This is a genomic window from Mesorhizobium sp. RCAM 06353, from assembly GCF_059683585.1.
The window spans coordinates 3,995,076-4,016,186 of record NZ_CM185031.1 but is presented as its reverse complement, the minus strand read 5'-3'; the positions used below and the strand labels follow the sequence as shown (position 1 = coordinate 4,016,186).

At 63.5% G+C, this 21,111-nt stretch carries 22 protein-coding genes, 1 tRNA gene and 1 pseudogene; 13 read left to right on the top strand and 11 right to left on the bottom strand.

Translation table 11 applies throughout. The features are described from left to right. The 4 genes from cobS (at position 1) to AC56QX_RS19365 (ending at position 2,629) form a co-directional block, all read left to right on the top strand. Positions 1 to 816 (top strand): adenosylcobinamide-GDP ribazoletransferase, encoded by an 816-nt coding sequence (gene cobS, locus AC56QX_RS19380; RefSeq protein ID WP_497110060.1) that lies wholly within the window; start codon positions 1 to 3, stop codon positions 814 to 816. Between the two features lie 39 nt (positions 817 to 855). Next, positions 856 to 1,866, top strand: a complete 1,011-nt coding sequence (gene cobT, locus AC56QX_RS19375) for a nicotinate-nucleotide--dimethylbenzimidazole phosphoribosyltransferase (protein WP_497110059.1) — start codon at positions 856 to 858, stop codon at positions 1,864 to 1,866. 24 nt (positions 1,867 to 1,890) lie between these two features. Beyond that, positions 1,891 to 2,112, top strand: coding sequence for a hypothetical protein (locus AC56QX_RS19370; protein ID WP_497110058.1), 222 nt, complete (start codon positions 1,891 to 1,893; stop codon positions 2,110 to 2,112). Between the two features lie 109 nt (positions 2,113 to 2,221). Then, positions 2,222 to 2,629, top strand: a complete 408-nt coding sequence (locus AC56QX_RS19365) for a hypothetical protein (protein WP_497110057.1) — start codon at positions 2,222 to 2,224, stop codon at positions 2,627 to 2,629. A 77-nt stretch (positions 2,630 to 2,706) separates the two neighbouring features. Here the strand turns inward: AC56QX_RS19365 and AC56QX_RS19360 are convergent. Next, positions 2,707 to 2,782 (bottom strand) — tRNA-Lys (locus tag AC56QX_RS19360). A 106-nt stretch (positions 2,783 to 2,888) separates the two neighbouring features. Next, positions 2,889 to 3,797 carry a PhzF family phenazine biosynthesis protein gene (locus AC56QX_RS19355; RefSeq protein WP_497110056.1) on the bottom strand — a complete coding sequence of 303 codons (909 nt, stop codon included), beginning with the start codon at positions 3,795 to 3,797 and terminating at the stop codon, positions 2,889 to 2,891. Positions 3,798 to 3,898: 101 nt separating this feature from the next. Between AC56QX_RS19355 and AC56QX_RS19350 the strand changes: the two genes are divergently transcribed. The 4 genes and pseudogenes from AC56QX_RS19350 to AC56QX_RS19335 all read left to right on the top strand — a co-directional run bounded on the left by AC56QX_RS19350 (position 3,899) and on the right by AC56QX_RS19335 (position 7,484). Beyond that, positions 3,899 to 5,191, top strand: a complete 1,293-nt coding sequence (locus AC56QX_RS19350) for an efflux RND transporter periplasmic adaptor subunit (protein WP_497110055.1) — start codon at positions 3,899 to 3,901, stop codon at positions 5,189 to 5,191. A gap of 4 nt (positions 5,192 to 5,195) precedes the next feature. After that, positions 5,196 to 5,904, top strand: a pseudogene (locus tag AC56QX_RS19345) (ABC transporter ATP-binding protein). After that, on the top strand, positions 5,901 to 7,118 hold the full coding sequence (locus AC56QX_RS19340) for an ABC transporter permease (RefSeq protein WP_497110053.1): 1,218 nt from the start codon (positions 5,901 to 5,903) through the stop codon (positions 7,116 to 7,118). The pseudogene AC56QX_RS19345 and the gene AC56QX_RS19340 overlap by 4 nt, the downstream one beginning before the upstream one ends. 123 nt (positions 7,119 to 7,241) lie before the next feature. Further along, on the top strand, positions 7,242 to 7,484 hold the full coding sequence (locus AC56QX_RS19335) for a hypothetical protein (protein WP_497110052.1): 243 nt from the start codon (positions 7,242 to 7,244) through the stop codon (positions 7,482 to 7,484). On the opposite strand, the gene AC56QX_RS19330 is transcribed toward AC56QX_RS19335, so the two are convergent. Next, positions 7,481 to 8,197 (bottom strand): hypothetical protein, encoded by a 717-nt coding sequence (locus AC56QX_RS19330; protein WP_497110051.1) that lies wholly within the window; start codon positions 8,195 to 8,197, stop codon positions 7,481 to 7,483. The two genes, AC56QX_RS19335 and AC56QX_RS19330, sit on opposite strands and share 4 nt — an antisense overlap. 5 nt (positions 8,198 to 8,202) lie before the next feature. Further along, positions 8,203 to 9,315, bottom strand: coding sequence for an endonuclease/exonuclease/phosphatase family protein (locus tag AC56QX_RS19325; RefSeq protein WP_497110050.1), 1,113 nt, complete (start codon positions 9,313 to 9,315; stop codon positions 8,203 to 8,205). Positions 9,316 to 9,503: 188 nt separating this feature from the next. Here AC56QX_RS19325 and AC56QX_RS19320 point away from each other — a divergent pair, with 188 nt between their 5' ends. Next, positions 9,504 to 10,079 carry a BA14K family protein gene (locus AC56QX_RS19320; RefSeq protein WP_497110049.1) on the top strand — a complete coding sequence of 192 codons (576 nt, stop codon included), beginning with the start codon at positions 9,504 to 9,506 and terminating at the stop codon, positions 10,077 to 10,079. Between the two features lie 180 nt (positions 10,080 to 10,259). Then, positions 10,260 to 11,549 carry a lipase family protein gene (locus AC56QX_RS19315; RefSeq protein ID WP_497110048.1) on the top strand — a complete coding sequence of 430 codons (1,290 nt, stop codon included), beginning with the start codon at positions 10,260 to 10,262 and terminating at the stop codon, positions 11,547 to 11,549. Between the two features lie 76 nt (positions 11,550 to 11,625). Here the strand turns inward: AC56QX_RS19315 and ilvC are convergent, their stop codons facing one another. Next, a complete protein-coding gene (ilvC, locus tag AC56QX_RS19310; RefSeq protein WP_013531065.1) occupies positions 11,626 to 12,645 on the bottom strand; it encodes a ketol-acid reductoisomerase in 1,020 nt (339 codons plus the stop codon). Between the two features lie 18 nt (positions 12,646 to 12,663). Beyond that, complete coding sequence (locus AC56QX_RS19305; RefSeq protein WP_497110047.1) at positions 12,664 to 13,323, bottom strand: TetR/AcrR family transcriptional regulator; 660 nt, start codon at positions 13,321 to 13,323, stop codon at positions 12,664 to 12,666. Positions 13,324 to 13,473: 150 nt separating this feature from the next. On the opposite strand from AC56QX_RS19305, the gene AC56QX_RS19300 reads away from it, so the two are divergent. Next, positions 13,474 to 13,908, top strand: coding sequence for an anthrone oxygenase family protein (locus tag AC56QX_RS19300; RefSeq protein ID WP_497110046.1), 435 nt, complete (start codon positions 13,474 to 13,476; stop codon positions 13,906 to 13,908). Positions 13,909 to 13,935: 27 nt separating this feature from the next. Here AC56QX_RS19300 and AC56QX_RS19295 read toward each other — a convergent pair whose 3' ends face one another. Further along, positions 13,936 to 14,394 (bottom strand): MarR family winged helix-turn-helix transcriptional regulator, encoded by a 459-nt coding sequence (locus tag AC56QX_RS19295; RefSeq protein WP_497110045.1) that lies wholly within the window; start codon positions 14,392 to 14,394, stop codon positions 13,936 to 13,938. A gap of 98 nt (positions 14,395 to 14,492) precedes the next feature. On the opposite strand from AC56QX_RS19295, the gene AC56QX_RS19290 reads away from it, so the two are divergent. After that, complete coding sequence (locus AC56QX_RS19290) at positions 14,493 to 15,224, top strand: glutathione S-transferase family protein (RefSeq protein ID WP_497110044.1); 732 nt, start codon at positions 14,493 to 14,495, stop codon at positions 15,222 to 15,224. Here the strand turns inward: AC56QX_RS19290 and AC56QX_RS19285 are convergent. After that, positions 15,172 to 16,410, bottom strand: a complete 1,239-nt coding sequence (locus tag AC56QX_RS19285; RefSeq protein WP_497110043.1) for an FAD-dependent oxidoreductase — start codon at positions 16,408 to 16,410, stop codon at positions 15,172 to 15,174. The two genes, AC56QX_RS19290 and AC56QX_RS19285, sit on opposite strands and share 53 nt — an antisense overlap. A gap of 78 nt (positions 16,411 to 16,488) precedes the next feature. Then, positions 16,489 to 16,899: a winged helix-turn-helix transcriptional regulator gene (locus AC56QX_RS19280; protein WP_497110041.1), complete on the bottom strand. Its 411-nt coding sequence runs from the start codon at positions 16,897 to 16,899 to the stop codon at positions 16,489 to 16,491. Between the two features lie 136 nt (positions 16,900 to 17,035). Here AC56QX_RS19280 and AC56QX_RS19275 point away from each other — a divergent pair, with 136 nt between their 5' ends. Continuing rightward, positions 17,036 to 17,929, top strand: a complete 894-nt coding sequence (locus tag AC56QX_RS19275) for an SDR family oxidoreductase (RefSeq protein ID WP_497110040.1) — start codon at positions 17,036 to 17,038, stop codon at positions 17,927 to 17,929. Between the two features lie 34 nt (positions 17,930 to 17,963). Here AC56QX_RS19275 and AC56QX_RS19270 read toward each other — a convergent pair whose 3' ends face one another. Continuing rightward, positions 17,964 to 18,998: an SDR family oxidoreductase gene (locus tag AC56QX_RS19270; RefSeq protein WP_497110039.1), complete on the bottom strand. Its 1,035-nt coding sequence runs from the start codon at positions 18,996 to 18,998 to the stop codon at positions 17,964 to 17,966. Between the two features lie 35 nt (positions 18,999 to 19,033). Beyond that, a complete protein-coding gene (locus AC56QX_RS19265) occupies positions 19,034 to 20,953 on the bottom strand; it encodes a potassium transporter Kup (protein WP_497110038.1) in 1,920 nt (639 codons plus the stop codon). Between the last annotated feature and the right edge of the window lie 158 nt (positions 20,954 to 21,111).

The following is a 21,111-nucleotide window of genomic DNA, read 5'->3' as shown; positions in this document are numbered from 1 at the left end:
ATGCCGAAAAATGGCGACCGGTTTTCGGACAAGATCAGGCTCAAGCTCCGGAGCTTGACCCTTTCGCCTCGCCAAATCCCTAGCGATATCGCGCTCTGCCTGGTCTTCTTCACCCGCCTGCCCTTGCCCGTCTTCGATTTTCGCGGCCGCAACCTTGCCGCCGCAATCTGGGCCGCACCCATCGCCGGCCTTGTCGTCGGCCTGATCGGCGCGATCGTCTTTGCCACGGCGGAACGGTTCGGCCTTGCCATGGGCCCGGCGGCGGCCCTTGCCCTTGTCGCAACGGTGATCACCACCGGCTGCCTGCACGAGGACGGGCTTTCAGATGTCGCCGACGGCTTTGGCGGTGGCAAATCGCGTGGCCGCAAACTGGAGATCATGCGCGACAGCCGCATCGGCGCCTATGGCGCCATGGCGCTGGCCCTGTCGCTGCTGATCCGCTGGAGCGCGCTGTCGCAACTGGTCGACCCTACGCAGGCTCTCTTTGCCCTTGTTGCCGCCCACGCGGCCTCGCGTGGCGTGCTGGGCGCCTTCATGCATCTCTTGCCCCCGGCGCGCGACGACGGCCTCTCGGCCGGCGCCGGCACCGTCTCGCTGGAAATAGCCATCGCCGGCGCCGTGCTCGGCGCGATTCCGCTCCTGCTGCTTGGGCTCGGCGGCGCCATCGCCGCACTGATCCTGCTCGGCCTGCTCTTTGCCGCCTTCCACGCCCTTTGCCTCAACCAGATCGGTGGCCAGACCGGCGACACGATCGGCGCCCTGCAGCAGGTCAGCGAAATCGCGGTGCTACTCGTCGCTTCCGTAGCCCTCTCTTGATTCCCTTTGACCTGATTCCCTTCCGGAGACCTTGCCCCCATGCCCTTCAAATCCCTCGATGAATTGCGCGCCGCCTGCCTCGATCTGCCAGCCGGCAGCGATACCGCTGCAAAGGCCGTTGCCAGCCGCCAGGACACGCTGACCAAGCCGCAAGGCAGCCTCGGCCGGCTCGAGACCATCGCCGCGTGGCTGGCGCGCTGGCAGGGCCGCGACATGCCGAAACTCGACCGCGTAAAAGTGTTCGTCTTCGCCGGCAATCACGGCGTCACCGCGCAAGGTGTGTCGGCCTTCCCCTCGGAAGTCACCGTGCAGATGGTGGCGAATTTCGCCGGCGGCGGTGCCGCCATCAACCAGCTCGCCCGCATCGCCGGCGCCGAGCTTGATGTCATCCCGCTCGACCTCGACCATCCGACGGGCGATTTCACGCAAGTGCCGGCAATGGATGAGAAAGCCTTCCTGGCCGCCGTCTCCGCTGGCTATGACGCCGTAACGAAAGACCTCGATCTCATCTGCTTCGGCGAAATGGGCATCGGCAACACCACGCCGGCGGCTGCCATTTCAGCCGCGCTGTTCGGCGGTGGTGCCGAGAAATGGACCGGGCGCGGCACCGGTGTCGACGACGCCGGCCTGAAGCGCAAGGTGGTCGCCATCGAAGCCGGCCTCAAGCGTCACGCCGCGGTCCTTGCCGATCCGCTCGGCATTGCCGCAGCACTCGGCGGCCGCGAACTCGCCGCCATCTTCGGCGCCACGCTGGCCGCCCGTCATCTCGGCATACCCGTGCTGCTCGACGGCTTCGTCTGCACCGCCGCCGCAGCCCCGCTGGCCAAGCTGCACCCGACAGGGCTCGCGCACACCATCGCCGCCCATGTCTCGGCCGAATCGGGTCATCGCGGCCTGCTCGAAGCGCTTAGCCTACCGCCCCTGCTCGATCTCGGCATGCGGCTTGGGGAAGGCTCCGGCGCCTGCCTCGCCGTCAACATCGTCCGTTCGGCGCTGGAGTGCCACGCAAGGATGGCAAGCTTTGCCGAGGCTGGCGTGTCGGAGAAGTAGGCCGCAACGCCAGGATCACACCTGATGAATAAGCCCTCGCAGATATTCGGAGACCCCAAACAGGGTCTTCGGGATATTTACGCGCAGATTGTCAGAGACTTCGATCGAAAGATCGGAGCTTTTGCGGGCCTGAAATACAACTCACCATGGATATTGGCTACGGAGGATTGGGCGGAACGCTCGGGCCACACGCTCGAAGAACTGCGAGAGATGATTTCTCAGTGGCGGATTTCGGTCAGATTCTGACCAACCGGATTCGAAAACCGTCCAGACTTTTGAAGATCTCCGCAACGCTGCGGAAGAGTGGAGAGCTGAAAGTGGCTATAGTGATCCGCCTACCCGTCTAACGCCTGAAATGACAAAATTCCCTAATCGCAAGGAACTGAAAGCCCATACCCTTAAGACATGGAGCGCTCTAGGGTTGACGAGGCAATGGCATAGCTATGATGCCCGAGACCTCAGTTTTGGCGGAGCTTTTGAAGACAGATTTGGTCACAATGTTTCGGTCACCATGACTTTCAAGCTTGGATATGGCGGGCCGGTTTGGCTGTATTTTCGCTTTCCCTATTACGAGCTTGGCGAGCCGACATCCTTTGAACTCCTTATGCTCTCCGGTTGGGGAATAAATCGGGCGCTTAAGTTGCCGGAAGCTCCCGAGTTGGAATGGACGGTCAGCAAAAGCAAGACAGACTTTGGAGCTGTCGACGGCGTCATCGCCATAACCCGGGCGATCCTCACCTATCTCCGGCCAACTGTGCAATAGCAGTCGAACGGTGCTGCCAACGGACGGCAGCGAAACGTCTCGCTTTCAGGGTCTTTCCACCAAGTCTTCTAGGAATTTGGTGGGTGCGCACAGGATTGAACTGTGGACCCGCTGATTAAGAGTCAGCTGCTCTACCAACTGAGCTACGCACCCACTCGGCCGGCAAAAACCGGCGTTGGCGGGCATATAGCCGCCACCATCGGTCATGTCTAGCCCTGCCGGAATCATTTCCCGACAAATCGACCAAGCCTCAATGCGATCAGACGAAGAGCTTGCCTTCCGCCACCTTCACCGCATGGCCGCCAATGCGCGCCGAGGCCAGTTTTCCGCCTTCCACGGTCAGTTCGAGGCGGATGCGCGACGGCCGCCCCATCTCCAGCCCCTGCTCGATCCACAGCTGTGAAATGCCATCCGTCGGGCCGTCGAAATGCATGATGGCGCCGGCAAAGGCCGCCGCCGCCGAGCCGGTCGCCGGATCCTCATAGGAAGGCGTGCCGGGCACGATCATGCGGACATGGAAGGCGCTTTCGTGGTTCACCGTCTCGCGGCAATAGACATAGGGACTGGCGAAGGCCCAGTCGCTCTTGCGCGGCGCCAGTTCCGACCACGCCTGGTTGTCCAGCCGGATGCGGCCCGCCGCTTCGAGATTGGCGACCGGAATCGTCACATAGGGCACGCCCGCCGACCAGAAGGCGACGCGGTGATTCTCGAAACCGATCTCATGCGGTGCCAGCCCAAGGGCGGCACCGATCGCCTGCGGATCGGCGGAGAGTTCCAGCGGCTCCGGCAATTTGGCGAGATCGAACTCGGCGAAGGTCGCACCATCATGCGTGCTGACGGCGCAGCGCACCGGTCCGATGTTCTCTTCCAGCACGAAGATGCCGGCCCCGCCCTCGCCGAAGAGTTCGGCAAGCGCGATGGCCGAACCCACTGTCGGATGGCCGGCGAACGGCATTTCATAATCGGGCGTGAAGATACGAATGCGGTTTTTGTGCTTGGGATTGTCGGGCGGCAGCACAAAGACCGACTCGGACAGATTGAATTCGCGCGCAATGGCCTGCATCGCGGCCGTGTCCAGACCTTTGCAATCCAACACCACCGCCAGCGGATTTCCGGCCAGTCGCTCGGTCGTAAACACATCGTAAAGCAAGTAATTCCGGGTTTGCATTCCTGCCTCAATCCCAACATGGGCGAAATTTAATTTGATATTTGAACTGGTAAGCCTGATCTGTGCACAGATAGGGACATTACGCATCATAGGGGTCCGACGTGGACCAGATTGTCAATCTGCCAAAGACGGAATCGGATTCCGCCATCGAGACGGCGCTCGGCCTCGATAAGAAGGGGCGGAGCAAGACGCGCCGGCGTGGCTGGCTCTATGCGTTGCTGACCCTGATCGTGCTCGCAGCCGGTCTCGGCCTCTATCAGTGGTATGCCGGTACACCCGCCAAGATCGATTACACCACCGTGCCGGCGGCCAAGGCCGACCTCACCGTCCAGGTGTCGGCGACGGGCACGCTGCAGCCGCTCACCCAGGTCGACATATCCAGCGAACTGTCCGGCATCATCCGTTCGGTCTCTGTCAATGAGAACCAGCAGGTGAAGAAGGGCGACGTGCTGGCGACGCTCGATACAGTGAAACTCGAGGTCCAGATCGAACGCGCCGAGGCATCCGCCAAGGGCGCCGCTGCCAATGTCGAAGACGCCACGGTGACGCTGGCCGAGAACGAAAGCGCGCTGGTACGCGCAGAGGCCTTGACCAAGCGCGGCATGGCGACGGACCAGTCGCTCGAGGCGGCAACCGCGACGCGCGACCGCGCCAAGGCGGCGCTCGACAGTGCTCAAGCCAATCTCGCCATCGCCCAGGCCGACCTCAAGGCGCAGCAGACCGACCTTGCCAAAAGCACGATTTATGCGCCGATCGACGGCATCGTGCTGACGCGTTCGGTCGACCCCGGCCAGACGGTCGCCTCCTCGCTGCAGGCGCCGGTGCTGTTCATCATCGCCGCCGACCTCAGAAATATGGAACTGGTGGCGGCGGTCGACGAGGCCGACATCGGCGCCGTCAAGTCAGGCCAGCATGCGCGCTTCACCGTCGATGCCTTCCCGGACCGGCCGTTCGATGCCGAGATCCGCGACATCTCCTATGCCTCGGTCACCACAGACGGCGTCGTCACCTACAATGCGCGGCTCGAGGTCGACAACAACGAGCTGTTGCTGCGCCCCGGCATGACCGCCACCGTTTCGGTCGTTACAAGGGAAGCCAAGGGCGTGCTCACCGTGCCCGCCACCGCCTTCCGCTACCGCCCGGCGCAGCAGGCGGCCCGTGGCTGGAGCCTGAGCGACCTGTTCACCGGCCGTATGGGTCGTCCCGGCGGCAATCGCCAGCGTCAGGCAGCAGCCGCCCCCACCGATGGCTCGCGCACGCTCTACGTGCTGGAGAACGGCCGGCCGCATGCGATCAACGTCAAGATCGGCTCGACCGACGGCGAACTGACCGAGATCACCTCCGGCCTGGAGGAAGGCGCGCAGGTTATCACCGCCTCGCAGCAGCGGAGCTGATTCCGTGGCCGCGGGTGCTGCCCTCATCGCCTTCGACAAGGTCTGGAAGAGCTATGGCCAGGGCGAGGCCCGCGTGCACGCACTGGCCGGCGTCGACCTTGCCATCAGGCGTGGCGAATTCGTCGCCATCATGGGTCCGTCCGGCTCCGGCAAGTCGACGGCGATGAACATCATCGGCTGCCTCGACACGCCGACGGCTGGCACCTATTCCTTCATGGGCGTCGATGCCGGCCGGCTCGACCGCAACCGCCGCGCCATGCTGCGCAACCTCTATGTCGGCTTCGTCTTCCAGGGCTACAATCTGCTGGCCCGCACCACCGCGGCTGAAAATGTCGAACTGCCGCTGATCTATCGTGGCGTGGCCAGCCGCGAGCGCCGCGACCTTGCCATGCAGGCGCTGGCGCAGGTCGGCCTTGTCGGCCGTGAGCATCACACGCCGGCGGAACTCTCCGGCGGCCAGCAGCAGCGCGTGGCGATCGCGCGCGCCATCGTCACCAGTGCCGACGCTGCTCGTCGCCGACGAACCGACCGGCAACCTCGACACCGCACGCACGCACGAGATCATGGAGTTGCTGACCCAGCTCAACACCGAGCTTGGCCTGACCATCGCCATGGTCACGCATGAAGCCGATGTCGCCGGCTATGCCGAGCGCACCATCCGCTTCCTCGACGGCCACGTCGCCTCCGACACCATGAAGGTAGAGCTGGCATGATCTGGGAAACCGTCCGCCTCTCGCTACGTTCGATCCGCCGCAATGTGCTGCGCTCGTTCCTGACGCTGCTCGGCATCGTCATCGGTGTCGCCGCCGTCATTGCCATGCTGACCATCGGCTCCGGCACCACCGAGAAGGTCAAGGCCGACATCTCCAAGCTCGGCAGCAACCTGCTGGTCGTCCGCTCCGGTCGTCCGGCCGGTCCCGGCGGTCCGGGCGGGCTCGACCAGGTGGTGCGCCCACTGGCTGAAAAAGACCTCGAAGCACTGATTGCGCATCTGACCGGCGCGCGCGCCATCTCGCCGGCTTCGCAGAAGCAGGTGCGCGTCATCTTCGGCACCGAGAGCCTGACCTCGGGCGTCACCGGCACCGACAGCGCCTATCTCGACGCGCGCGACTGGAAGCTGGTGTCGGGCCGCCCGTTCAGCGATTCCGAAACCCGCTCGGGCACCGGTGTCTGCCTGATCGGCGAGACGGTGCGCCAGCAATTCTTCGGCGCCGGCGACCCCGAAGGCGAGATCATCCGCGTCAACCGCACCTCCTGCAAGATCATCGGCCTGCTCGAACCCAAGGGCTACACCGGCTTCGGCCAGGACCAGGACAATGTCGTGCTGATGCCGCTGCATGCCTATCAGCGCCGCATCGCCGGCAACCGCGACATCGACAACATCTACATCGCCGCCGACGACCGCACGCCGACCAGCGAGCTGCAGCCACGCGTCGAGGACATTTTGCGCGATGCGCGCCGCATAACGCCCGACCGCGAGAGCGATTTCGGCATCCGCGACATGACGCAGATCGCCGACGCCATGGCCAGCGCCACCACCACCATGACCGGCATGCTGGGCGCGGTCGCCGGCGTCAGCCTGCTGGTCGGCGGCATCGGCATCATGAACATCATGCTGGTCTCGGTCACCGAGCGTACCCGCGAGATCGGCATCCGGCTCGCCATCGGCGCGCACGAGAAACATATCCTCATCCAATTCCTGGTCGAGGCGACGGTGCTGTCGCTGCTCGGCGGCATCATCGGCATCCTGATCGGCCTGGCCCTGGCCGGCCTTGCCTCGGTGACGCTGACGATACCTTTTGCGCCCAGTCCGGCCGTCATTCTGCTCGCCGTCGGCTTCTCCGCACTGATCGGCATGGTGTTCGGCTTCTTCCCCGCCCTGCGCGGCGCCAGGCTCGATCCGATCGACGCGCTGCGGCACGAGTAGAGGATGGCCAGGTTCACCGCGACCAACGGCTATCCCCAACTTGCACCTTTGCCTGCACAGGCCACACTGTCGTCCTGCGATCGACGATGCTAAGGCAAGACATCTCCGGTCGAGGGTCAACGGATGAGCAAGAAGGCACGCGTAATCCTGGCGATGGTGATCATCGAGGCCTTCCTTGCAGGCATCTGGTGGTACCTCGCCCGTTACGGCATGGCCAATCCCGACCGCGTCACATCGGATTTCCAGGCCGTTGTCGGTCAGACGATGGGGATGGCAATGGGTGGGTTGCTGGGCATCGGCTTTATCCTGTTCTTCGTCGCCGCCCGCAATGATCGCAAGGCGGCGCAGGACGGGACGCGTCGCTAATCCTCGCCGGCAAAATGCCACTCGATCAGCGGCTTCATGTGCGGCGACAGCCCCTCCGGCAGGTCGGCGGCATGACGGATGATCACCGGCCCTTCGATCTCCGGATCGGTCTCGGTGGCGACAAAGGCTGAGATCCGCCGCGCGATCTGATCGGCCGGCTCGTCGACATGATAGCGACGGAAAATGACCGTGCCGGTCGCGGTCGACAAAGCATGCCAGCGCTCGCCGCGCCTGACCGCCGACAGGTCGAGGCCGGTCTCCTCGCGCACCTCGCGGATCATGTTGAAATCGACATCGACGAGACCATCGCGAAAATCGATCGGCTCGAACGAGCCAGCGGCGAAGTAGACGCGGCCGGCGTTGACTGTGCGCGGGCCCATGCGGATCGCCACCAGCGCATTGTCGCCGGCCACCAGCACCGCGTGGGCATAGGCATGCTCGGCGCCGGAGTTCTCGCGCCGCTTCCGCCAGAGCATGAAGGTGGAGTAGTTGACCGCATGACAGCGGCCGACGAGCCGGTTGTCGCGCCAGGCAAGTTGCGAGAGCAGCACCACGGTGCCGTCGAACAGCGCCGGATTGGCTGCAATCTCGCGCTGCCAGTTCTCGGTGATCGCCTGCTCGTTGTCACGGGCGAACGGATGCGGGCCGGAGTCGAGCCGGACCTCGATGGCATCGACAGGCAGGATGACATTGCGCGGCAGGTCGAAACTCATGCGGCTCAGGCCATGTCCAGCGTGATCACCACCGGGCAGTGGTCCGACGCTTTCGGCCGGTCCCAGCCGGCGCGCGGGAAGCGTTCGACCTCCTGGCCGGCCGGAAAGATCGTGCGCCAGGGCTGGCCGTTGCGGATGATGTCGGGAACCGCGGTGGCGTTCTTCGCCGCCAGCCCCTTGGAGAGCAGGATATAGTCGAGCTGGCAGAGATGCCGCTCGTCGGGCCCCCGCGTGTGATAGAAGGTCCAGCGGTTCATTTCCGGCCGCCGCTCGACAACGTTCTCGCAGAAGCCGCCCGCCGTCAGCACATTGATGCAGGACTGGTTCTCGTCGACCACCTCGAAACGGTAGCCGTCGACATCGTCGCCGGCGATCTTCACGCGCTGGCGGTAGTCGTTCATGTCGCCGCAGATCGCCCAGCGCTTGTCGGCGGCATGCTCCCCACCGAAGCGCTCCTCGATGATGCGGCGCACGGCCTGGGCCTCGGCGATGCGCACCGGCATAGTCGCCTCGCGTCCGTCGAGCCCGTTGCGCGGCGAGCCCATCGACTTGAGGTGCACGAGATAGAGCGTCAGCGGCACGCCGCCGACGGTGATGTCGACCTCCAGGCAATCGCGGCGGAAGATGCGCTCATTGGCCTGGTTGCCGAGCGCCGCCAGTTCCGGCGTGTGCAGCCCGAACTGCTCATAGGTGACGTAGGCGTGGCTGGTCATGCGTACGAATTCGATCGGCTGGCCCTGCGCGGTCTCGTTGCGCATCATCACGGCGACATCGATGCCGCGCGAATCATTGCCTGACGTGGTGTATTTCTGCCGGTAGCCCTGCCCCACCATCTTGAACAGATAGCCATATTCGAAGGCCTTCAGCGCCTCGATGTTGTCGACCTCCTGCATGCAGATGATGTCGGCGCGGGTGGCGGCGATCGCCAGCGCCGTCAGCTGGCGCGTGTCGTCGGACTGGGCGATGGCGCGGGCCTGCTCCAGCATCTTGTACTCGGCCTCGCTCTGGATATCGAACAGCGCCAGCGTCCGATCTTCGTTGAGCTGGTTGCGATAGCCGGAAAAATCGAACCTGTTCATCAGGTTCTCGACATTGAAGGTGGCAAGGCGCAGCGACATGTCCTGACCTTTGCCTGCAAGCGCTGGAGAAAACAAGATCGCAGGGCCACAAGCCAAGATCGCTTGGGTCTGGAGGGATTCGCGCCATGGTTGACGGAACCTTTCCGTTCATCCGCCGTTCAGACGTAAAGATCCACAGTGGCCTCATCCCAGGGTAGGCGTGGGGCCTGTATCTCTTGGAGAGTGCAATGAATTCGCTCTTTTCTTCCACTGTAAAATCCGGGCTGATTGCGCTCGGCATTGTCTCCGGCATCACGGCACCGTCCGCCGCCGGACCGATCCTGCAGCCGGACCTGTCGATTCCCACCAGCACCGCGGCACCAACGGTCACCCCAGTCCGCGACAGCTGGGCGGGCGGCAACAACCGGGAGTTCAACAACAACTGGAACAACGACTGGAGATGGCGCCGCCATGACGGGCGTCGCAACTGGAACCGCGGCAATTGGAACGGCGGCAACTGGAACGGCGGCGGTGACGATTGGCGCTGGCGCCATGGCCGCCGCCACTATCACGGTGGCTATGACGATGGCGCCGCTGCAGTCCTTGGCCTTGGTCTGGGGCTCGGCCTCGGCAGCATGTACAACAACAACTACTACAACGACGACTACTATGCGCCGCCGCCGCGCCGCTACTACCGAGCCGGACGGCTTTCCAACGCCCATGTCCAATGGTGCTACAACCGCTACCGGTCGTATCGTTCCTGGGACAACTCGTTCCAGCCCTACAACGGCCCGCGCCAGCAGTGCTGGTCGCCCTATAGCTGAGCACGATCGCCAGAGCATGCTGAACGGCGCCGCATCGCGGCGCCGTTTTCATTTGGTTTCACGCTGGACAAAGCTATTCGGATGCAGGAACGCTCATAACAGGCGGTGGACTTAACTTTTCTTGTCACTGCAATTACTATCGCCCCCGCAAGACTTTGCGGCTTGAGGGGGTAGGCTGAAATGTCCGAAGCGCCCGTCGTGATCCTCATTCATGGCATCAGGACCGCCGCATGGTGGCAGAACCGGATCGCTTCGGTGATCGAGAGCGAAACGTCCGCCACCGTCATTCCGATCAAATACGGCTATTTTGACCTGCTGCGGTTCTGGTGTCCGTTCGGCATCTGCCGGGCGGGCCCGATCGAGAAGCTGCGGCAGCAGATCGAAGGCGTCAGCAAGCACTATGGCGACCGGCCGCTGATCGTCTTTGCACACAGCTACGGCACCTATGCGCTGACCCGGGTGATCCTGCAGAACCCCTACTTCCGGTTCGACAGGGTCATCCTGTGCGGCTCGGTGGTTCCGGGAGATTTCGACTGGCGCGCTGTCGAAGACCAGATACGTGGCCCGGAGAAGCGCAACGCCATCATCAATGAATGCGGAACGCGCGACATCTGGCCGGTGCTGGCGCAGTCCGGCACCTGGGGTTACGGCGCCACCGGAACCTACGGTTTCGGAACGTTCAATGTCCGCGACCGCTTCCATGACATCACGCACAGCGAGTACTTCACCAACGAATTCGTCAAGGCCAACTGGATCCCTCTGGTTCGCGGCGAGAAGGTGACGTTCTCGGATGTCGATATGCAAGGTGGCGGAACCCCGGCATGGTTCAACCTGCTGCGGCTGCCGCTGAAGTGGATCCCCTTTGTCGCGGCCGCCGGGGTGGCGGCGGTGCTTGCCCTCAATCCAGTCTGGATACTCGGTGGCTGTGCCAGCGGCACGAAGCCTTACAAGGATCAGTGCGTGACCGAGGATTGGCTGGCAGGCCGCAAGGATCTGAAAAAACAACTGGGCGATGTCGTTGCGGAGGTCAACAAGACGCTCGACCTCAAGGGCGGCCGGTTGTTTCCCCTGATGGATGAATATGAAGCCGATCCGACGCCGGAAAAATGGGCCGAGATCGTCCAGGTCGCCGACATGTTGCTGAAGCAGATCGATGACGGCGTAGCCAAGGCGCTCGACTATGATTCCAGGCTGTTCGGTGTCGGCAACAACATCATCCTGATCACGTCGACAGGCAAGCAAACCATCGACAAGAAATACAGCAACCCGTTCGTGACCGTCGAAAAGCAATGGAACGGGCGCCAGTTCGTCGTCAATCAGATCATCAAGGTGAAGGAGATGCCGACCGTCGAGCAAGCGCGGCAGTGGCACCAGCAACTGTCCGAAATGCATCAGCAATTGACGGTGGAAATGCGGAAACTGATGGATTTGCTGGATGACGACGGCGAGCCGGATGGATCAAGCGCCTAGCGCCTCCTTGCGGCAAGAATGAAAAAGGGCGGCACTCGCCGCCCTTTTGTTGGATGCAACCGAGTTTGGTTTTCGCTCAGTTCTTGGCCTTGTCGACCAGCTTGTTCTTGGAAATCCACGGCATCATCGCGCGCAGCTTGGCGCCGACTTCCTCGATCTGGTGGCTGTCATTGTTGCGGCGGATGCCCTTGAAGCGCGACATGCCGGCGCGGTATTCCTGCATCCATTCCGAGGTGAATTTGCCGGTCTGGATATCCTTCAAAACGCGCTTCATCTCGGCCTTGGTCTCGGCAGTGATGATGCGCGGGCCCGAGACATACTCGCCCCATTCGGCGGTGTTCGAGATCGAGTAGTTCATGTTGGCGATGCCGCCCTCATAGATCAGGTCGACGATCAGCTTGACCTCGTGCAGGCACTCGAAATAGGCCATCTCCGGCGCGTAGCCGGCTTCCACCAGCGTCTCGAAGCCGGCGCGGATCAGTTCGACCAGGCCGCCGCACAGCACGACCTGCTCGCCGAACAGGTCGGTCTCGCATTCCTCGCGGAAATTGGTCTCGATGATGCCCGAGCGGCCACCACCGACGCCGCAGGCGTAGGACAAGGCCAGATCAAGCGCATTGCCCGACGCATCCTGGTTGACGGCAACCAGGCACGGCACGCCGCCTCCCTTCTGATATTCGCCGCGCACCGTGTGGCCGGGGCCTTTCGGCGCGATCATGACGACATCGACGGTCGACTTCGGCTCGATCAGGCCGAAATGCACGTTGAGGCCGTGCGCGAAGGCGATCGCCGCACCATCGCGGATGTTCGGCGCGATTTCGTTCTTGTAGATGTCGGCCTGCAATTCGTCGGGCGTCGCCATCATCATCAGGTCGGCCCATTTGGCGGCATCGGCCACGCTCATCACCTTGAGCCCGTCGGCCTCGACCTTCTTGGCGGTCGCCGAGCCGGCCTTGAGGCCGATGGCGATCTCCTTGGCGCCGGAATCCTTGAGGTTGAGCGCATGCGCCCTGCCCTGGCTGCCATAGCCGATGATGGCGACCTTCTTGCCCTTGATCAGGTTGAGATCGGCATCACGATCGTAATAGACACGCATTTCGTCTTCCTTCCCGTTTTATAAGTCAGAGGGCTTACGGCCCGGTTTTGCTCCGAAAAGAGCGAGAAACTGCTGCGTCGCGCGGACGGCATCGCCGCCGATCGCCGCCTCAGTCAATTCCAGCCGGTCGCCGAGCAGCAGACGGATCTGCACGTCGCGGGCGACCAGCCCGAAAAAGGTGCGGAACGCCGTTTCAGCATCCGCGAAATCCAAAAGCCCGGCCTGGCGACCGGCCACCAGCACCGGCTTCAGCCGCTTGGCCAGGGCGAAGCGCCCGTTCTCCAGCACGACCGCGCCGAGGTTGTCCTTACCGGAGCCGGCATGGCCGACCGCCACCCGATTGAGCGCGATCGAGGTGTCGCTCGAAATCACTCTCAGCCAATCGGAGGCGAAGCGTTCCAGGCCTGATGCCAGCGAGGCAAGATCGAGCCCCTTGCCGTCGACCTGCGCCACCCGCACCTTGGAAGCCTGCCACTGCACCGTCGCGGTCAACAGCCCGTCGCGGTCGCCAAACCATTTGTAGAGCGTTTCCTTGGAACAGCTCGCCCGCCGCGCCACCGCGGTCATGGTCAGCTGATCGCCCTCCTCGACCAGCAGCCGCAACGCCGCATCCAGAACGGCCTTCTGCCGCTCCGTCAGCGTCTCGCTGGTGTCGATATCGGGCACGATGTGCAACACGCTCTTCCCTCACGGACAGGCAAGCCAATCATTTTGGCAAGCCGTACCGTACGTTACGGTTCGGCACTTCTATGGCGTATTGCACCTAGCCTTGCAAGCCCTATTTCTCTCTGGGCGGCATCGCTGTCGGCCGCCCGCGGGGGAAGAAATATGCTGATCGGATTGCTCGCTTTGACCATATCAGCCGTGTTTGCCGGCGCCGCGATCTACGTCAGCGTCGCCGAGCAGCCGGCCCGACTTCGCCTTGACGACAGGGCTTTGCTGCAGGAATGGCAGCCTTCTTACAAACGCGGCGCCGCCATGCAGGCGTCGATTGCCATCGTCGCCTGCGTTCTTGGCCTGATTGCCTGGTGGTTGAGCGGCGGCATTGCCTTTCTCGCCGGCGCGGTGCTGATCATCCTGCCCTGGCCGTGGACGCTCATTGCAATGATGCCGACCAACAGGGTGCTGGAAGCGATGGATGCCAGCGCCAACAATCCGCAAGCCAGGCTTCTGATCGTCAAATGGGGCAATCTGCACCTGGTTCGCGTCGCCCTTGGCGTGCTGGCGACACTGGCCTTTTTCTGGGGCAGCCATCTGGCCTGACATCGGTCGGATCTTACCGGGCCAGCCTCAATCGCCGGCAGGGGGATGGCGCAGCCGGCCGAGCAGCGCCGACACCGTGTTCAGCTCGTTCGGCGAGAGCCTGGCGCCAACCAGTTCGGCGATTGACCGACCGTAGACGGCCCACATCCCGCGGCGCGTCTCACGTCCCTTGGCCGAGATGCGGATGGTTTGGCCACGGCCATCATCGGCGACCGGCAGTTTTTCGACCAGCCCGTCTGCCTCAAGCCGCGCCAGCAGCCGCGAGATATTGTACTGCGCAAACAGCGTGCGCTCGATCAATTGAAACGGCCGCAAGCCGCCCTCACCCGCCTCGGCGAGCTCGTGCAGCACGTCGTACCAGGCAAGCGGCGGCAGGCCGCCCTGCTTCAGCGCATCTTCAGCACTCTCCACCAGCTGGCGCGAAACGCGCATCAGGCGAGCCCAGGCCTTGATGGCTTCCGGCGAAGGCGTTGCTTTTTCTGTCATGACTCACCCTAGGCGATAGATGCAGATGCATCAAGCTTGACGATAAATGCACATGCATCTATATAGATGCAATTGCATTAACTACTGAAAGGCAAATCATGTCCGACAAGCTCATCCTCGTCAGCCATCCTCTCTGCCCCTATGTCCAGCGCGCGGCGATCTCGCTGACCGAAAAGGGCGTGCCGTTCGAGCGCGTCGACATCGACCTCGCCGACAAGCCGGACTGGTTCAAGGCGATCTCGCCGCTCGGCAAGGTGCCGCTGCTGCGCGTGCGGCGAAGTGGCGAAGAGACGACAATCTTCGAATCCGCGGTCATTCTCGAATTCCTCGAGGAGACGCAGGCAAGCGCCCTTCATCCCGCGGACCCCTATGCACGCGCCCGGCATCGTGCCTGGATCGAGTTCGCCTCGGCCACCCTCAACGCCATCGGCCGGTTCTACTCAGCGCCGACCGAGGCCGGCTTCCTTGCCGAATCCGGCGCGCTGTCGGCCATGTTTGACCGCCTTGAGGCCGAACTGGCTGACGGCACCGATCGGAATGGCCCATGGTTCGCCGGCGACAGCTTCTCGCTCGTCGATGCGGTCTACGGGCCGGTTTTCCGATATCTCGACGCTTTCGACCAGATCGGCGATTTCGGCATCCTGGACGGCAAGCCGCTTGTTCAGGCCTGGCGGCAGGCGTTGCGTGATCGTCCGTCGATCAAGCACGCGGTGGCGGCGGACTATCCGCGGCGCCTGCATGCCTTCCTGCAAGCGAAGGGCTCATTTCTGTCGAGCCTCATCCGCCGGAGCGATCCGGCCACCGCGCCTCGGCAAGCCCTGCCTGCCTGAACGGGTCGATCACCGTGCCGGCGACCATCGATGCCAGAAGCTGCGGCGCCGGCGAGATCTTTGCGATGGTCGCCACCAGCCTGTCGCGGATGAAGGGCAGCGCGACCGAATCCGACTGGTAGAACGGCGTGAACGCCAGCGACAGCGCCTGGAAGACACGCACATGCCAGCGCCTCGCCTTGGCGTAGGTTTCAAGCGCTGCCTCGACGCTTTGCGTGCGTGCCAGCGCATGGCTGAGCGCCGCCGCGTCGAGCAGCGCCATATTAGCTCCTTGTCCGAGCTGCGGGCTGGTCGAATGCGCGGCATCGCCGATGACAGCCAACCTGCGGCCGGCGGGAAACCTCATCGTGTGGTGGCCGTAGCGGGCCAGCGAGAGCTGGTCGAAACTGTCGATCTGGCTGGTGTACGCCTCGCTCTGCGGCCACAGCCGGACCAGCCTCTCCTTCCAGGCGTCGATCCCGACAGCGCGCACCGCATCGGCATCGGCCGGCTTCAGGCTCCAAAAGAAGGCGGCCATCTTTTCGGCACCGGGCTCCGGCCGGCCGATCGGCAGCACGCCGATCATCACGCTGGCCTTGTCGTAACGCTGTAGAAGCGCGTGCTCGTCAAAGCCCTCGCCGCGCCAATCGAGCGATGCCCAGAACGCGCCATAGGTCAGAGGGCGCGGCGCGCCCGCAGCGCCAACGCACTGCCGCAGTTTCGATCGCGAACCGCTGGCGTCGACGACCAGATCGAACGGCCCTGCCCTTCGTTCATTACCACAGATCAGCATCACCCGTTCGCCGGCCTCCATGGTCTCGATCTCGACGCCGGTTTCAATGGTGATCGCCTCACGCCGGGCGGCACGAAACAGCACGCCGAACAGGGCCGCGCGGTGCACCGCCAGGCCGAAACGGCGGCCGCGCTGCGCGTCGTAGCGGACGTCGAGCACGGTGCGGCCGGTCGAGGCATCGGCGCCATGCAGCCGATCGATGCGGGCGCCGAGCGCCAGTATGTCGTCGAGCAGGCCGAGCTCGGCCAGGACCGTCAAGCCGGTCGGCTGCAGGATCAGCCCGGAGCCGACCGGCTTCGGCTCCTCGAAGCGCTCGAAGATGGTGACCCTGTGCCCGGCGCGCTTGAGATAAAGCGCGGCTGCCAGTCCGGCCGGCCCCGCGCCGGCTATCGCGATGTCCAGAGATTTTTCCATTGCCCGCCCAACCCGAAGTGGCCGGACAATCCTTCAGCGGCAAGGCTAAATCAAGCCACTGGTCGAGGCGGCAAAGGCTCAGGCCCGAGCTGCATCGAAGGCGGAGCGCGCTTCGCGCACTGCCTCATGGTTGAGCTCGGCCCATTGGACGAGTTGATACAAGGGGCCAAACATCGATCGCCCGAGATCGGTGAGGCTGTACTCGACGCTCGGCGGCCTGGTCGGGAACACCTCGCGATGCACGTAGCCATCGCGTTGCAGTTCATGCAGCGTCTGGGTGAGCATGCGCTGCGAGATATCAGGAACGAGCCGCCGCAGTTCGCCAAAACGATAGGGTTTCTCCGCGAGCGCCATCACCAGCAGCGGACTCCATTTGCCGTTGACGCCCTGCATGACGTCGCGAACCGGACAGTCGGCGAAATTGGCGCCGGCCGTCATGGCTTTGTAGATCTCGATCTTCGATTTCAGATTGACGATCTTGCCGTCCATGGCTGGTTCCCTGCGTGTGCCTACCTCCCGAAAAACTGCCTTCTTTACGGCACCAGGTCAATTCCTATTTTAGTGCTGGTCTCTTTTTGAGACCACGTACGCACCCGCCATGCTGGCGCAAAATCAGGACCTCCCCATGACCGAAACCCTCCTTGTCACCGGCGCTTCCGGCCAGCTTGGCCGCGCCGTCATCCGCCATCTGCTGGACGCTCAGAAAGTCGCGCCGGCAAGTATCATCGCCACCACGCGCGACCCCGAGAACCTCGCCGACCTGGCGGCACTTGGCGTCACCGTCAGGGCGGCCGACTTCAACGATCCGGCTTCGCTGGAGAAGGCGTTTGCCGGCGCCGACCGCGTGTTGATCGTCTCGACCGGCGATCTCGATCTCAAAACCGGCAGGCGTCTGAAGCAGCATGAGGCGGCGGTGGCGGCTGCGAAGAAAGCAGGCGTTTCGTATCTGCTTTATACGTCGATGCCCAATCCTGAACCTGTTTCGCCGGTGCTGTTCGCTGGCGACCATTACGGCACCGAGCAGGCGATCAAGGCGAGCGGCATCCCCTACACCATCTTCCGCAATGGCTGGTATCAGGAGAACCTGTTCCTGGCGCTGCCGCACGCCATTGCATCCGGCAAGTGGTACTCCTCGGCCGGCGATGGCCGCATCGCCCACGGCGCCCGCGACGACATGGCCGCTGCGATCGCGGCAGGTCTCGCATCCGGCACAAAGGAGAGCAATATCTACACGCTGACCGGCCCGCACGCCTACACCACGAGCGAGATTGCCACTCTGGTGACGGAAGTCACCGGCAAGCCGCTGGAGGTCATCCAGTTGCCGGATGAGGCGCTGACCGAGGGCGTCAAGGCAGCGGGCCTTCCCGAGGACTTCGCCCGCATCATCGTTTCCTTCGACGCCAACACGCGGTCCGGCCGCATCGCAATGGTGACGGACGCGGTCGAAACGCTTTCCGGCAGGAAGCCCCAGACGCTGAAGCAGTTTCTGGAAGCCAACAAGGCCGCTCTGGCTGGCTGAAAACTTCGCGGCGGCTGGTCTTCCTGCCGCCGCGCTACTTCTTGAGCAGGCCGAGCCGGATCAGGCTTTCTCCGGTGGCAGCCAGCGCGTCCTCGCGCGAGCGCGGCGCCCAGCCGAGCATGCGCACCGCCTTGGCGTTGGTGGCGTTCTTGACCTTGCCCAATTCCGTCACCAGCTGCGCGGCTTCCGGGTTGAACAGCCCGACGATCCGCACCAGCCAATCGGGAAGCTGCCTGGTCGAAACGCGCGCCGCCGCATCGCCGAGCCGCGTTTTCAAGGTCTGCGCCATCTCCCGCACGGTCATGAAATCGCCTGACACCGCCAGGAAGCGCTGGCCTTTGGCGGCGGGATTGGTCATGGCGCGCACATGCAGGTCGGCCACGTCGCGCGCGTCGACCACGCCGAAGGACAGGCGCGGCAGTCCCGGCATGGCCCCGTTCATCATGCGCTGGACAAATTCGGTGGAGGTCGAATGGTCCGACCCGAGCACCGGCCCGAAAATACCGACCGGATTGACGACCGCCAGTTCCAGCCTGCCACCCTCGGCGGCGACGAAATCCCAGGCCGCGCGCTCGGCAAGCGTCTTCGACTTCACATAGGCGCTGACCTTGCCCGTAGGATCGGTCCAGCTCTCCTCGGTGAAGGGCCGGCCGTCAGGCGGCATCTTGCCGTAGCCGATGGCCGCGAAGGACGAGGTCAGCACGACGCGTTTCACACCAGCGTCCCGCGCCGCCCGCAGCACCCGCAATGCGCCTTCACGAGCCGGGATGATCAGATCATCCTCATGCTTCGGCACGCCGGGCGGAAATGGCGAGGCGACATGCAGCACATAGTCACAGCCGGCGACCGCCTGCGGCCAGCCTGCGTCGCTCATGAGGTCGGCCATGGCAAAGGAGAGCCTGTCGTCCGGCTCGACGCCACCGGCCTTCAGCATGGCCAGCACATCGGCTTGCCGCCTGGCGGAGCGCACGGTCGTGCGCACCCGATACCCGCCCTTCAGCAATTCGATAATACAGTGGGCGCCGAGAAAGCCCGATCCGCCGGTGACAAGCACCAATTCGCCGCTCATGCCCGCCTCCTGTTAGGTCGAGGCGATCAAGCCGATCAGATCGCCACCTGCGTGCCGATTTCTACCACGCGTCCGGTCGGGATCTGGAAATATTCGGTCGCGTCCGATGCGGTGCGCGCCAGGCCGATGAAGAGCTTGTCCTGCCACACTGGCATGCCTGAATTGGGCGATGCCTTGAGCGAGCGCCGCGACAGGAAGAACGACGTCGTCATGATGTCGAACTTCCAGCCCTGCTTGCGACAGATCGCCAGCGCGCGCGGAATATTGGGCTGTTCCATGTAGCCGAAGGTCAGCGTCACCCGCATGAACAGCTCGTTGACCGTCTCCATCTTGACCCGCTCGCTGTCGGGCACCACCGGCTGCGGCGCAGTCACCACCGAAAGGATGACGTTCTGCTCATGCAGCACCTTGTAGTGCTTCAGGCTGTGCATGAGTGCTGTCGGCGCGCTGAGCGGATCGCTGGTCAGGAACACCGCGGTGCCGGACACCAGTTGCGGCTTCTTCTTCAACAGGTTGGCGGCGAGGAAATCGAGCGGGATCTCGTTGCGGCGGGTCTTGTCGAACAGATAGCGGCTGCCGCGCACCCAGGTCCACATTCCCAGCACGATGGTGAAGGCCACCGCAAGCGACGCCCAGCCACCTTCGAACACCTTGACGATGTTGGACGCAAAGAAGCCGACGTCGATGAAGGCAAACAGTGCGGTCAGTGGGATCGCCACCCTCAGCTTCCACTTCCAGATGCGGGTCATCACGACATAGAGCAGCACCGTCGTCACCAGCATGTTGCCGGTCACCGAGATGCCGTAGGCCGAGGCGAGCTTGCTGGACTCGCCAAAGCCGACCACCAGCATCATCACCACCAGCGCCAGCAACAGGTTGACGCGCGGCATGTAGATCTGGCCGGACTGCCTTTCCGACGTGTGCAGGATTTCGAGCCGTGGCAGCATGTTGAGCTGCACCGCCTGCCTGGTGAGCGAGAAGGCACCCGAAATCACCGCCTGGCTGGCGATGACCGTCGCGGCGGTCGCCAGCACGACCATCGGGATCAGAGCCCAACCCTCGTTCATCTCGAAGAACGGATGGCCGACGATGCCATTCTTGGCCAGCACGAAGGCGCCCTGTCCGGCATAATTGAGCAGCAGGCATGGAAAAACGATCGCCAGCCAGGCAAGTACGATCGGCTTGCGGCCGAAATGACCGAGATCGGCATAGAGCGCTTCCGCACCGGTCACGGCGAGGAAGACAGCGCCGACGGTGACGAAGGCCACGTCCGGCGAATGGATCAGGAAGGCGACGATATAGTGCGGGCTGATCGCCAGCAGGATTTCCGGATCGTTGATGATATGTTTCAGGCCGGAAAGGCCGATGGCCAGGAACCAGACCGCGGTCACCGGGCCGAACACCAATCCCACCCCGCCCGTGCCAAAGCGCTGCACCGCGAACACCATGGCGAGGATGACCAAGGTTAACGGCACCACATAAGGCTGGAAAGCAGGCGTAACGACGTTCATGCCCTCGACCGCCGAAAGCACCGAAATCGCCGGTGTGATGACCGCATCGCCGAAAAACAGCGAGGCGCCGACGATACCGATACCCAGAATCACCGCCGAGCGCTTCGGGAAACTGCCGCGTGCCAGCGCCATCAGCGACAGCACGCCGCCCTCGCCGCGGTTGTCGGCGCGCAGCACGAACATGATGTATTTTATCGTAACCGTAATCGTCAGCGACCAGATGATCAGCGACAGCACACCGAGAATATCGCCGCGATCGGCAACGGTGCCGTGGGACGACGCCACCAGCGCCTCGCGAAAGGCATAGATCGGGCTGGTGCCGATATCCCCATAGACCACGCCGAGTGCGCCCAGCATCAGCACCTTGGTGCTATGCTGTTCGATCTCCGGATGGCTCGACTGTTCGACGGGTTCTGCCTCACTACCAGTATTGGCAAGGGCCATGGACAACACTCCGATAAGCGCGCGGTGCTCTACGCTTGCTGCAATGCAATATCAAGTGCCGTCGCGTGATGGCTCCCATGCCGGCAACGCTAGGCTCCTTGGAAAATGGCCTGTAAATCCAATGGTTGCGGGCTGAATTCGCGCCTGCGGGGGCATGA